The sequence below is a fragment of the Colwellia sp. 6M3 genome, assembly GCF_014077595.1.
GTDB lineage: Bacteria > Pseudomonadota > Gammaproteobacteria > Enterobacterales > Alteromonadaceae > Cognaticolwellia.
Genome location: NZ_JACGWF010000053.1, coordinates 1 through 12,250 on the forward strand (window position 1 = coordinate 1; position 12,250 = coordinate 12,250).

The window sequence follows — 12,250 nt, forward strand, 5'->3', positions numbered from 1 at the left end:
ACAAAGTCGGCTTGTAAACAAATACAAACCAAGGTTGACAGCTTAAATGGCCAAGCCTTTAGTGTCTTACTTAATTGCACTAATTATGAAGGCAGTACACCAGCGGCACACAAAATATCAAACGACTATTTCTTATGGTTAAATAAACAAAACTGTATTGCTTGGGCGGCTATTTATCACCAAAAAATTTACGCTGACATGGCTAAAAATCAACAACCTGCAATGTTTGAATTTCAAAACCGTCGCGAATTTTATGATGTGGAGTCGGCAAAATCTTGGTTAGCTAGCCAATCCGTTGTCATATCTTAAATAGTAGGATTTTATCGGGTTATCTCTTAAATCTGGCTTATTTTTTTCTAGCGAGTTTCTCCGCTTTTTTTTCTTCTCTTCTGCGTTTAAAAAATGCTGAAAGCATATCGCTACATTCTGTAGCTAAAAGTCCAGACTTTACTTGAACCTGATGATTGTGCTTTTCATGGTTTAATAATGAAAATGCACTGCCTGCGGCCCCCGTTTTTAAATCTTTGCTGGAAAATATTAAGCGATTTATACGGCTATGCACCAACAAACCAGCACACATAGGGCAAGGTTCAAGAGTTACGTACAATGTACAATCGAGTAGTCGATAGTTTTGTAAGTTTTTACCGGCATCGCGAATGGCCATCATTTCTGCATGTGCAGAAGGGTCATTATTCATAATCGACTGATTATAGCCTTCGCCGACAATCTCACCATTACAAACAACAACAGCACCAACCGGTATTTCATTATGGCTATCAGCAAGGTTAGCCAGTTCAATGGCTCGCCGCATAAAATGATTATCTTCTTCAGAAAAAGCGTCTTGCACATCGCATTCATCAGTAGGAATGTTGGCTTTATCTGTGAGCTGTATGTTAATTTTGTTTGTGAGATTTTTTTTTAACATGAGTTATAAAAACATTTCTAGTAAATCGTTGAGGTATCTGTGCCCAAGCTTGCTAACAGACCAAAGTGTGCCATCAAACTCCATCAGGTTTTTATCTTTAGCAATTAATAATGTGGGTAAAACAGTATCAACACTTAAGCCAGTAAACGCTTGATATTCATCAAGTGAAAAGCCAGAAAACAAACGTAAGCGGTTCATCATGTACTCAAAAGGTAACTCTTCAGCGCTTACCGTATGCAGTTTATCTAGTGCTTTTCTACTGGTATCTAAATAACCTTTAGGGTGCTTCACTTTTACGGTACGGTGAACAGTTTGTTTATTCACATCAGTAATTTTACCATGCGCACCACAACCAATACCGAGGTAGTCGCCAAACTTCCAATAGTTTAGATTATGTTGGCATTGAAATTCCGGCTTACTATAAGCTGAAATTTCATATTGCTGATATCCAGCTTCATTAAGTAAAGCAATGCCTTGATCTTGAATATTCCACAGTACTTCATCTTGTGGCAATTTGGGTGGCCGTGAATGAAACGCTGTATTGGGTTCAATAGTTAATTGATACCAAGAAATATGACTAGGATTTAAACGTATAGCCGTTTTTAAATCATCTAGTGCATGGGCAACCGTTTGATCAGGCAAACCGTGCATTAAGTCAAGGTTAAAGCTTTTTACGCCACATTCACTTGCTAAATTAGCCGCTACTTTGGCTTGTTCACTATCATGTATTCGGCCTAACTTTATCAACTTATCTGAAGCAAAACTCTGAACACCAATGGATAATCTTGAAACACCGCCGTTAAAAAAGCCTATAAACTTTTCTGCTTCTACCGTACCTGGATTAGCTTCTAAGGTTATTTCTATATCAGCCTTATGCTCAAAACGTTGTAATACCTCGGTTAATAGTTGATCTATCGCAGGTGCTGAAAATAAACTGGGTGTACCTCCACCAATGAAAATTGAGTGTAAAGGCCTATCATTTAATGCAAAGCGCTCAATGTCGCTGTCTAAATCCAGCAGTAACTGTGCAATATAGTCTTGCTCAGGAATAGCATGTTTTAATGCATGAGAATTAAAGTCACAATATGGGCATTTTTCAACACACCAAGGTATATGAATATATAACGAAAGTGGTGGTGCAATTAACATTTAACGTAATACTTCTAAAAGCTGAGGAATAAGTTTTTCTAGCGCTTGGCCGCGATGGCTAAGTTGGTTTTTTAAATCACGTGGTAACTGTGCTGATGTCATTTTATGATCGGCTTGCCAAAATACGGGATCGTAACCAAATCCTTGTTGACCTATTTTCTCTCTGGTAATGCTACCTTCCCAAACACCATGACAAATAAGTGGTGTTGGATCATTCTCATGACGCATATAAACCAAAACGCAATGAAAACGAGCAAAACGCTGATCGTCAGCAACATCGGCTAGTGCATTTAATAACTTATTGGTGTTGTCGTCATCACTGGCGTTTTCACCTGCATAACGTGCGGAATAAACGCCTGGTGCACCATTTAATGCGTCAACCTCTAAGCCTGAATCATCGGCAATGGCTGCAAGTCCCGTAGATTTTGCTGCATGGCGTGCTTTAATTATCGCGTTTTCGACAAAGGTGGTACCCGTTTCTGCAACATCACTTACATTGAATTCACTCTGGGGTTTAATTTCAATATTTTGAGCCGCTAACAAACGGGCTAACTCGTTAACTTTGCCTTGGTTGCCGGTCGCTAATACGATGGTGGTCATCACGAATACCTTAGAATTAATTAATCATAACAATGGCGCGCATAATACCTTAATCTACAACAAAGAGGGAGCATCAAAGCACTAATTAAATAAAACGCAGAGGCACTATGTCGTTAAAAGATACCTTCATTGGTTTAGTTATTATTTTTATCTGGGGCTTTAATTTTGTCATTATTGCTTGGGGCATTCAGTCAATGCCGCCCTTACTTATGGGGGGCTTACGGTTTTTATTAGTCGCTTTACTCGGCTCTATGTTTGTTGCTAAACCTAATATACCTTGGCGATGGATGGCACTTTATGCACTAACCTTGTGCTTTGGGCAATTTTCATTACTATTTTCAGCTTTAGCGTTTGGTATGCCAGCGGGACTTGCATCCTTAGTATTGCAGTCGCAAGCGGTGTTTACTTTATTGTTTTCGTTAATCATATTAAAAGAACAAGTAAAAAATAGTCAAGTACTGGCCATGCTCATAGCAGGAGGTGGTTTATATATCATTGGCAGTTCTGGTCAAGCACATAGTATGACACTGCTTGGGTTTAGTTTAACCATTGCAGCAGCCATTGCGTGGGGCTTAGGTAATGTTGTTAATCGAATGATAAATCAACGGGGCTATCGCGCGAATATTGGTTTAGTAGTTTGGTCGTCTTGGCTAGCTATGGTACCGTTTTTTGTGACCAGTTACTGGGTAGAAGGAGAGGTAGCCATAGTAAATAGCCTACAAAACTTGAATTGGTTAAGTGTTACCGTTTTATTTTATTTGGCGATTGCCGCATCTATTATTGGCTATAGTTTGTGGAGCTATTTATTAACGCATTATCCTGCTGGGCAAGTGGCTCCATTAACGCTAGGTGTGCCGGTAATCGGTATAATGTCAGCGTCGTTCTTACTTGAAGAACAAATGTCAGAACAGCAAATATTCGGCATTATGATTGTGATGCTGGGCTTATTGGTGAATACCTTTGGCAGCAAAATTTATCGAAAATTATATTTGAAGTCATAAGGTTAAAATGGCTTGAGTCGGTTTGTAATTGCTTGAAATTGGACTTGAATTTCACCCATAAATATAAATAAAGTGAGATCATACTAGGTTGGTGCAATTAAGTTAGCCTATTTTAAATACAAAAATGGCACAGTGATATTTATTGTGCCATTTATCATTCTACTGCTAACTATTTGGTTAAGCTAATCAACATAAAATTTTTGCGAAAAAGTTAAATTATGCTGCTTACCTTTATCAGTGATCATAATATCAAAGTAAATGGTTTCTTCATTGCTATAACTAACTTGCGCTAGATAATAAACAGCATCGCCTTCTTTTACTTCCATAAAATCTAACGATTTAATTTGCCCTATGTCATTGCGCGCTCTACCGTTAATATTTACGGTTTTTGCTGGATTGCCATCTTGCGTGTTATCGAGCACAGCAATATTAACTAATCCTTTATATCGGCTTCGTTCAATGCCATAAGCTTTGGCAATTTCAGGTGTCAAAAACGTTGAACCTAATGCAATATAATGGACATTAATATCATCCATTTCTTTCATGTTTTCAGCGTTAACCGAAGTAGTAAAAATTAACGCCAAAGCGCATATTAACATGAGCTTATTTAATATTATTTTCATGTTGTTGTCCCTATCATTTAAGTCGTTATTGTTAAGTATAGTTGCTGATGAGTATCAGGGTAAATTAACTGTTATAACATTGACCAATATGGTACCCAGCCGCCAAGCAAAATGTTAAGTACATTCAACAATAAAAAAGCGATAAGTACAGATAAATCAAGCCCGCCAATACTGGGAATAATACGTCTAATAGGCGATAAAATTGGTGCGGTAAGTTGATTGAAAATCATTTGAGTTGGATTGTAACCTTGCACTACCCAGCTCATTAATGCCATAACAAGCATGATGATAAACAATAATATACCTGTTTGTTTAATTAGGTAAATTAAGCCTAAATATAAAGCTGAAATAATATCAATCGGGCCGCCATTGAGTAGCGGAATAATGATAAAAGTTAAGGTCGCGAAAATATAAGCTAAAACAATCGTGGCTAGATCAACACCGCCAACACCCGGAATTATTCGGCGTAAAGGGATAACTAAAGGGTTACTTACTTTTACAATAAACTGGCTAAGTGGATTGTAAAAATCAGCACGAACAAGTTGTAGCCAAACGCGCAGCACTAAAATCATCAACAAGGTGTCAAAGGCAAATTTAAGCAAGTAATTAATTGCTTCCATCTAAAACTCCAAAAATATAAAAAATTAAGGTAATCAGTGTTTTATTTGTTTTTCAAATATAAAACACTGCAAATATATCGATAGTAATATGATTAACCGTTTTTCGCCATTTCTTTAGCGCGCGCAACGGCACAATTCATAGCATTGGATACCAGTTTTTCCAAGCCACCCTCAATTAAAGAGTTTAAGGCTGCTTGGGTTGTACCGCCTTTAGACGTTACATTTTCACGAAGTTTGCCGATAGGTTGTTCGTTTTCAATCACCATTTTAGCAGCGCCCAATGCCGTTTGTTGCACAAGTTCACGACTGTCTTGCTCACTAAACCCGTATGCTATCGCTTGCTTTTGCATTGCTTCCATAAACAAGAAGAAGTAAGCAGGGGCGGAACCAGAAACGGCAATGATATGGTCAATTTGCTCTTCAGATACCAACCATTTAACGATGCCAACAGACTCCATTAGTGTGGTAGTAAATGTTTTTTCTTCTTCACTTGTATGATCATTCGCATATATTCCAGATACACCAAAGCCGAGTTGTGAAGGTGTATTTGGCATCGTTCTTATCACAGTACAAGGTTTAACTAACGCTTGTTCTATTTGCGAAATGGTGCAACCTGCAGCAACAGAAATAAAACATTTTTTGGTAATATCTATATTCTCGCCTAAGTGCTGGCAAACTTCTTCAATGAGGTAAGGTTTTACGCCAAGTACGATGACATCAGCAAAAGTTGTTGCTTCAATATTACATTGTGTTTGCTTAATACCGTGTGCTGCTTGCAGTGCTAAACGCTTTTCTGCAGAAGGGTTCGATACGATAATATGTTCAGGGTTAAAACCGCCATTAACTAAACCCGAAATAATTGCACCGTTCATGTTACCTGCGCCAATAAAAGCTATTTTTTTCATAAGTTTCCTATCAAATATTGCTGATTGAATGAATATAATTCTTCATTCAATATAAGAATTTTGTTGTGTTAAAGCCGCCACTATTGCTAGCGGGTACTTAATTTTCATCATTGTACTATTTTTTGAGTTAAATTATTTAGCTTCTAGCACCAAATATTGCTGAACCAATGCGAACTAAGGTAGAGCCTGCATTAATAGCAAGTTGCAAATCTGCAGACATACCCATTGATAAAGTATCTATGCTTGGGTATTGCTTTTGAAGTTTCAAAAATAAATTTTGCATTTCGATAAAACTTGCTTGAGAAGCATTTTTTTCTGGGATTGCCATCAAACCGCGTAGGCATAAGTTATCGCATGTTTCGATAACATCAAGCAACGCAGGAAGCTCTTGCGGTAAAACCCCAGATTTACTTAATTCGCCACTAATATTCACTTGTAAACAAATGTTTAGCGGGGTATCTTGACCAGACCTATGCTCGTTAAGGCGTTTTGCAACTTTAATTCTATCTATGCTATGTACCCAAGAAAAATGGCTGGCAATTAATTTGGTTTTATTCGTTTGAATTGGGCCAATAAAGTGCCACGTAATATCAGTTTTATTCTGCAAAGCGGTAATTTTTTCAACGGCTTCTTGCACATAGCTTTCGCCAAAATTTCGTTGCCCAGCATTATAGGCTTGCTCGAGCATTTCAATAGGTTTAGTTTTACTAACTGCAAGCAAAGTAACTTCATCAGCGTTGCGATTGGCAAGCTGACAAGCAGAAGAAATTTGCAGTTCTACAGCAGCAATATTATCTTTAATAGCAATCATATTGTTTATTTCAGTTCTCAATGACTTATTCAGTTGTTAATTAATAATTAATTAAACTCAGAGGTTTGTATGGATATTACCGAATTACTCGCATTTAGTGTTGAAAATAATGCTTCAGATTTACATTTATCAACCGGCACACCCCCGTCAATTCGCGTTGATGGTGACGTACGTAAGCTAAATATACCAGCATTTGACGAAAAAGATGTCAACGCTTTGGTCTATGATATTATGAATGATCGCCAACGCAAAGAATATGAAGAAAATTTAGAGGTCGATTTCTCTTTTGAAGTGCCAAATTTAGCACGTTTCAGGGTAAATGCATTTAATCAAAACCGTGGCCCTGCAGCCGTATTTCGTACCATACCAAGTAAAATTTTATCATTAGACGATTTAGGTTGCCCTGATATTTTTAGAGATATATCTATGCTTCCTCGTGGTTTAGTGCTTGTTACTGGACCAACGGGTTCAGGTAAGTCAACCACGCTCGCGGCTATGGTTGATCATATAAATAAAACCAAACATGATCACATTTTAACGATTGAAGATCCTATCGAATTTGTTCATCAAAACCATTCATGTTTGATTAACCAACGTGAAGTTCATCGCGATACCTTAAGTTTTAGCGCGGCATTACGCTCAGCATTACGTGAAGATCCCGATGTAATTTTAGTTGGTGAAATGCGTGATTTAGAAACCATACGTTTAGCGATGACCGCAGCTGAAACCGGCCATTTAGTGTTTGGCACCTTGCATACAACTTCTGCACCTAAAACCATTGACCGTATTATTGATGTGTTTCCGGGTGAAGAAAAAGCTATGGTGCGTTCAATGCTTTCTGAATCACTACGCGCGGTAATCTCACAAACGTTAGTTAAAAAAGTGGGTGGCGGTCGTGTTGCTTCACACGAAATAATGATGGGTGTACCGGCAATTCGTAACCTTATTCGTGAAGATAAAATTGCGCAAATGTACTCAGCGATTCAAACCGGTATGTCTCATGGCATGCAAACAATGGATCAATGTTTACAAAACCTGATCAACCGCGGCATGATCACCAGACAAGATGCCATGGATAAAGCACAAGACAAAAACCAATTTACTGGTTATTAGTCTCTGATCTATAAAGGGTAATTCAATGAGTTTTCATGATTTATTACAAAAAATGGTGCAGCACGGCGCATCAGATATGTTTGTTACCGCTAAATTAGCTGTAAGCGCAAAAGTTAATGGGGAACTTGTTCCTATTGACGATCATATTTTATCGGCCTCTGAATCTTTAGGTTTGGTTCATGACGCCATGTCAGAAAAGCAAAAAACTGCATTTGATGAAGAAAAAGAATGTAACTTTGCAATTTCAATTGACGATATAGGACGATTTCGTATATCGGCGTTTTGGCAACGAGACATGGCTGGTATGGTTATTCGCCGCATTGTTACCGAAATTCCAGATGCCGATGAATTAGGCTTACCTTCAGTATTGAAAGACGTGGTTATGTCAAAGCGTGGTTTAGTACTATTTGTGGGTGGTACGGGTACGGGTAAGTCTACTTCGATGGCTGCGTTAATTGGTTATCGAAATAAAAACTCTCGTGGTCATATTTTAACTATAGAAGATCCGGTTGAGTTTGTTCATGAACACCGAAAATGTATGGTTACACAACGTGAAGTTGGCCTTGATACAGAAAGCTTTGGCGCGGCACTTAAAAGCTCTTTACGCCAAGCACCAGACGTTATTCTAATTGGTGAAATTCGTAATCAAGAAACCATGGAGCACGCGTTAAGTTTCGCAGAAACGGGTCATCTATGTATTGCGACCTTGCATGCTAACAATGCAAACCAAGCAATTGATCGTATTATGCATTTAGTACCTGCTGAACAGCATGGTAAGTTATTGTTTGACCTTGCGTTGAACCTGCGCGGCATTATTGCCCAACAGCTTATTCCAACCCGCGATGGTAATGGTCGTTTAGCTGCTATTGAAGTGTTATTAAACTCTCCATATGTTGCCGAATTAATTAAAAAAGGTGATGTGGGTAGTATTAAAGAAGTGATGGAAAAATCTACCGATCAAGGTATGCAAACATTTGACCAAGCACTCTTTAATTTATATCAACAAGGGCTAATTAACTACGCTGATGCACTGCATCATGCCGACTCACCAAACGATTTACGCTTAATGATTAAATTACGCAGTAATGATCAAGGTGGAACTGGTTCATTGTCAGGTGTCACTATTGATGGTCTAGCGCCGAAAGAAGATTAATTTTTATAACGTTTTTTATTAATATAGTGTGTTAGTAGGATGAAGTAGCATATATTTCATCCTACTATTTATTATCCAACTGTATTCTTCATATCATCGACCAAATGGTGATAACTATTAAGCCCTTCATCCTTTTAATTAACTTCGCTTAGTTTATCAGCCTATCGTCGCGTCTAAGTCTCACAAAATCGTTGCTTTTGAAGCCTTACTTCTTTGGTATTTTGATAGCTAAAATATACCACCAGATAAATTTATTCCTATTGCAGAGCAGTATGGATTAATAATTTATATAGGCACTTGGACATTACAACAATCGTGCATCGCAGCAGTAAACTGGCAATCATTGAATTATGAGCCACAATCCTCAGCCAGTGTAAATGACCCTGTATTGCAGTTATACGATGAAATTTCATCATTATCGATTATTTAAAGTTTAGCCGCTAATACCTTAAAAATTGATCGTCCCTTTGTAAACATGCAAGATACAACTGACATGGCCATTATTGAAACGGTAAAACATATGACAGTTAAGCTTAATTATGATGTTGTAGCTCAGGGAGTTGAAACCAAAGAGCAAGCCAATAAACTATCAGCACTAGACATTGAGATGCTACAAGGTTCTCACTTTTCAAGGCCTTTAGCGTCAGGTTTAGTAAAGGAATATTTATTGGAAAACTCACCAAAAATATAATGTATTATTCAATATAATATAACTTAATTTGCCTGTGTTTTTTCAGGGAAATACATAAACCAATAGGACAGTTAAATGTTAACTATAATTCGTTTCAGTACCCTTATTTTCGCTCTTTTGTGTGTAGCATCGGCCACAGCAAATACTGATACATTTATGGCAGGGCCAGTCATAAAAAACTACGGTAAACATGCGAAAGTTCAGCAAGATCTCAAACTTGATAAAAACAGTGTTTTTAAAGTTGCGTTTGATCTTGGCGATCAAGGTAGTGTCGGTAAAGTAAATGGAAGTATTGAAACGCTAGCACGTTTTATTAATATGCATGTGGCTAATGGCGTGCCGCTAGAGAATATTAATTTAGCGGCTGTTGTACATGGTAAGGCAGGCTTTGACTTGCTAAAAGCATCGTTATATCAAGAGAAGTATCAACAAAAAAATGCCAATCATGATTTAGTGCAAGCGCTCATGAAAAACCACGTTAGCATATTCTTATGCGGCCAATCAGCAGCGTACCATGGTATTACCAATGATATGGTCATGCCGGGTGTTCAAGTGGCATTATCAGCCATGACAGCGCATGCAGTATTACAAAACAAGGGATATTCGCTTAATCCGTTCTAAGGTATTGAATACTTTTTTATATACTAAATACGTTCGATAAGCCCCAAATCCACAAGGGGATAGAGACCATAGATATTACGGTAGTAACAACCACAATGCCGGCAACCGTTTCTTGATGCTTGTTATGTTGTTTAGAGATTAAATAGGCATTCACCCCTAAAGGGCTTGCACTCAAAATAACTAAAGTCATGGTCGTAATGACTGGAAATTGGAAGATATAAAAACTGGTTAAAAAGATTAAGCTTGGTAACAACAACAGTTTTAAAATACTGGCAGTAATAATGAATTTAACTTCACTACGAATTTTATAAAACGCCAATGAGGCGCCAAGTAGAAACAGTGCCAAAGTAATGGCCGGCTTTCCTAACATGAGCAAGCTGCTGTTTATAACCATGGGTAGTTTAATTGCGAGTAAATTAATCATAAAGCCGCCGATTATCGCGATTAATAACGGGTTTAAAAAAGTCTGCTTTAAAAATATTCGCCAATTAAATTGTGCAATGTTAACCGCGAGTAAGCTCGTGGTAGCAATTAATAGCGCACTGTGTAAGCTCACAACTAAAAATATGGTCGGTAATACTTGCTCGCCCAAAACCATTAAAGCGATTGGCATACCGACAATAACGTTGTTTGAATAACCTGCGCCGAAAGCATAAACCGCGGATGCAGGTAGATCATGATTTAAATCTTTATGAAAATAATAATTTATTGCCCAAGCTATGCCATAAACCACTAACAATGGTAAATAAAAAGCACTATAAATATTTAAATCTATATTGCTCATATCAGCATTAGCTAACTGTTGGAATAAAAATGCGGGAATAGCGATGTTAAAGGCAAACTTGGTTATTGCTTCAACCTGTGCTTTATTAAGCCAGTTAAACTTAGCCAATAAAAAACCGACAAGACCTACAATAATCAATGGACTAATAAGTGTAAAAGTATCCATTAATTAGCCACGTTAGAAGCTGAATTAATCAACAACGAATGATAAGTTAGTGGTAATACGAATAAATTAAGCGTTACAAGGTGGGCGTTAATATTGATTTTCAAAGTAGCTTTCTATAATTAATTTTGCTGATTCGGCATCGATATTATCTTTTTTAAGATTACGATAACCGCCTTGTTCAAAAAGCGCTTCTTTAGCCGTAGCGGTTGTTAAACGCTCATCTTGAAATTCAACCTTCAGACCAAAGCGCCCTGAAACACGGTTACCAAATTTTTTAGCATCGTGAGTTAGTTGCTGCTCACTACCGTCCATATTTAATGGTAAACCAACGACAATAAAGTCGGGTTGCCATTCTTTAATATACTTGGTCATGCCTTCCCAATCAGGAATACCATCACGCGCTTTCACAGAGCCTAAAGGCGAAGCTGAGCCTGTTATTTCTTGGCCAACAGCCACACCAATATACTTTTTACCAAAATCAAAGCCGAGTATAGTTCGCTCGCCAACCACTGCCTTACTTGCCATTATGCATGCCCAACTTCATTGGATAAATGTGCCATATCAATACCCAGTTTTTCCGTGGCTTTTTTCCAGCGTTGCTCAATGGGAGTATTAAATAAGATATCGCCATCTGCTGGCGTTAAAAGCCAAGAGTTAGCTTTTATTTCTTCTTCTAATTGACCGGGTCCCCAGCCTGCATAACCTAATGTTACCATATACTTAGCGGGCGCACCTGCTGTACCTAGCGCCATTAAAATATCTTTTGACGTAGTAATCATAACGTCTTCACTAAGCGCTAAAGAGCTATTCCAACCCGCTTGTGTGCTGTGTAAAACAAAACCACGGTCTTGCGAAACAGGGCCACCCGTTAATACTTGTTGATCAAGTTCAGGCGCGTCAGTTTTGTCTTCGTCAATTTGGGTTAGTAATTCGTTCAAAGTGACATTAATGGGCAGGTTTATGATCAAACCCATTGCCCCTTCAGCATTATGCTCACAGATATAAGTCACCGTTTTATTAAAATACGAGTCGTCTAAGCTGGGCATAGCAATCAAAAGTTGATTTTCAAAACTGTCCATACATATACCT

15 protein-coding genes and 1 pseudogene are annotated in these 12,250 nt (G+C 37.9%); 6 read left to right on the forward strand and 10 right to left on the reverse strand.

All coding sequences use genetic code 11. The annotated features are described in order from the left end of the window. On the forward strand, positions 1–309 hold a 309-nt coding region (locus H4J50_RS12080), incomplete at its 5' end, for a hypothetical protein (RefSeq protein WP_182256707.1). 37 nt (positions 310–346) lie between these two features. Here H4J50_RS12080 and tadA read toward each other — a convergent pair. Genes tadA through H4J50_RS12095 form a run of 3 tightly spaced genes read right to left on the reverse strand, consistent with a single transcriptional unit; the run spans position 347 to position 2,677 of the window. Continuing rightward, the gene (tadA, locus tag H4J50_RS12085; RefSeq protein ID WP_182256709.1) at positions 347–925 is read right to left on the reverse strand and encodes a tRNA adenosine(34) deaminase TadA; all 579 of its coding nucleotides are present in this window, start codon (positions 923–925) and stop codon (positions 347–349) included. A gap of 3 nt (positions 926–928) precedes the next feature. Continuing rightward, positions 929–2,074, reverse strand: coding sequence for a radical SAM family heme chaperone HemW (hemW, locus tag H4J50_RS12090; protein WP_182256711.1), 1,146 nt, complete (start codon positions 2,072–2,074; stop codon positions 929–931). After that, on the reverse strand, positions 2,075–2,677 hold the full coding sequence (locus H4J50_RS12095) for an XTP/dITP diphosphatase (RefSeq protein WP_310733269.1): 603 nt from the start codon (positions 2,675–2,677) through the stop codon (positions 2,075–2,077). Positions 2,678–2,781: 104 nt separating this feature from the next. Here H4J50_RS12095 and H4J50_RS12100 point away from each other — a divergent pair, with 104 nt between their 5' ends. Then, positions 2,782–3,675, forward strand: coding sequence for an EamA family transporter (locus H4J50_RS12100; protein WP_182256714.1), 894 nt, complete (start codon positions 2,782–2,784; stop codon positions 3,673–3,675). 182 nt (positions 3,676–3,857) lie between these two features. On the opposite strand, the gene H4J50_RS12105 is transcribed toward H4J50_RS12100, so the two are convergent. From H4J50_RS12105 to H4J50_RS12120, 4 genes are all read right to left on the reverse strand, one after another. Next, on the reverse strand, positions 3,858–4,298 hold the full coding sequence (locus H4J50_RS12105; RefSeq protein WP_108455390.1) for a DUF4426 domain-containing protein: 441 nt from the start codon (positions 4,296–4,298) through the stop codon (positions 3,858–3,860). Positions 4,299–4,369: 71 nt separating this feature from the next. Beyond that, the gene (locus tag H4J50_RS12110) at positions 4,370–4,918 is read right to left on the reverse strand and encodes a YggT family protein (RefSeq protein ID WP_108455391.1); all 549 of its coding nucleotides are present in this window, start codon (positions 4,916–4,918) and stop codon (positions 4,370–4,372) included. Positions 4,919–5,010: 92 nt separating this feature from the next. Beyond that, on the reverse strand, positions 5,011–5,823 hold the full coding sequence (gene proC / locus H4J50_RS12115) for a pyrroline-5-carboxylate reductase (RefSeq protein ID WP_182256716.1): 813 nt from the start codon (positions 5,821–5,823) through the stop codon (positions 5,011–5,013). 136 nt (positions 5,824–5,959) lie between these two features. Then, positions 5,960–6,634 carry a YggS family pyridoxal phosphate-dependent enzyme gene (locus tag H4J50_RS12120; protein ID WP_108455393.1) on the reverse strand — a complete coding sequence of 225 codons (675 nt, stop codon included), beginning with the start codon at positions 6,632–6,634 and terminating at the stop codon, positions 5,960–5,962. Between the two features lie 69 nt (positions 6,635–6,703). Here H4J50_RS12120 and H4J50_RS12125 point away from each other — a divergent pair, with 69 nt between their 5' ends. The 4 genes and pseudogenes from H4J50_RS12125 (at position 6,704) to H4J50_RS12140 (ending at position 10,212) form a co-directional block, all read left to right on the forward strand. Further along, positions 6,704–7,747, forward strand: a complete 1,044-nt coding sequence (locus H4J50_RS12125) for a type IV pilus twitching motility protein PilT (RefSeq protein WP_108455394.1) — start codon at positions 6,704–6,706, stop codon at positions 7,745–7,747. 25 nt (positions 7,748–7,772) lie between these two features. Then, complete coding sequence (locus tag H4J50_RS12130) at positions 7,773–8,900, forward strand: PilT/PilU family type 4a pilus ATPase (RefSeq protein ID WP_108455395.1); 1,128 nt, start codon at positions 7,773–7,775, stop codon at positions 8,898–8,900. 451 nt (positions 8,901–9,351) lie between these two features. After that, a pseudogene (locus H4J50_RS12135) lies at positions 9,352–9,591 on the forward strand (EAL domain-containing protein); the annotation flags it as partial. A gap of 75 nt (positions 9,592–9,666) precedes the next feature. After that, positions 9,667–10,212: a DsrE family protein gene (locus tag H4J50_RS12140; protein WP_182256720.1), complete on the forward strand. Its 546-nt coding sequence runs from the start codon at positions 9,667–9,669 to the stop codon at positions 10,210–10,212. Positions 10,213–10,228: 16 nt separating this feature from the next. On the opposite strand, the gene H4J50_RS12145 is transcribed toward H4J50_RS12140, so the two are convergent. The 3 genes from H4J50_RS12145 to H4J50_RS12155 all read right to left on the reverse strand — a co-directional run bounded on the left by H4J50_RS12145 (position 10,229) and on the right by H4J50_RS12155 (position 12,240). Beyond that, on the reverse strand, positions 10,229–11,161 hold the full coding sequence (locus tag H4J50_RS12145; RefSeq protein WP_182256722.1) for an AEC family transporter: 933 nt from the start codon (positions 11,159–11,161) through the stop codon (positions 10,229–10,231). An 87-nt stretch (positions 11,162–11,248) separates the two neighbouring features. Continuing rightward, entirely contained in the window at positions 11,249–11,686 is a 438-nt protein-coding gene (ruvX, locus tag H4J50_RS12150; RefSeq protein ID WP_108455399.1) for a Holliday junction resolvase RuvX, read from the reverse strand. After that, on the reverse strand, positions 11,686–12,240 hold the full coding sequence (locus H4J50_RS12155) for a YqgE/AlgH family protein (protein WP_108455400.1): 555 nt from the start codon (positions 12,238–12,240) through the stop codon (positions 11,686–11,688). The genes ruvX and H4J50_RS12155 overlap by 1 nt, the downstream gene beginning before the upstream one ends. Between the last annotated feature and the right edge of the window lie 10 nt (positions 12,241–12,250).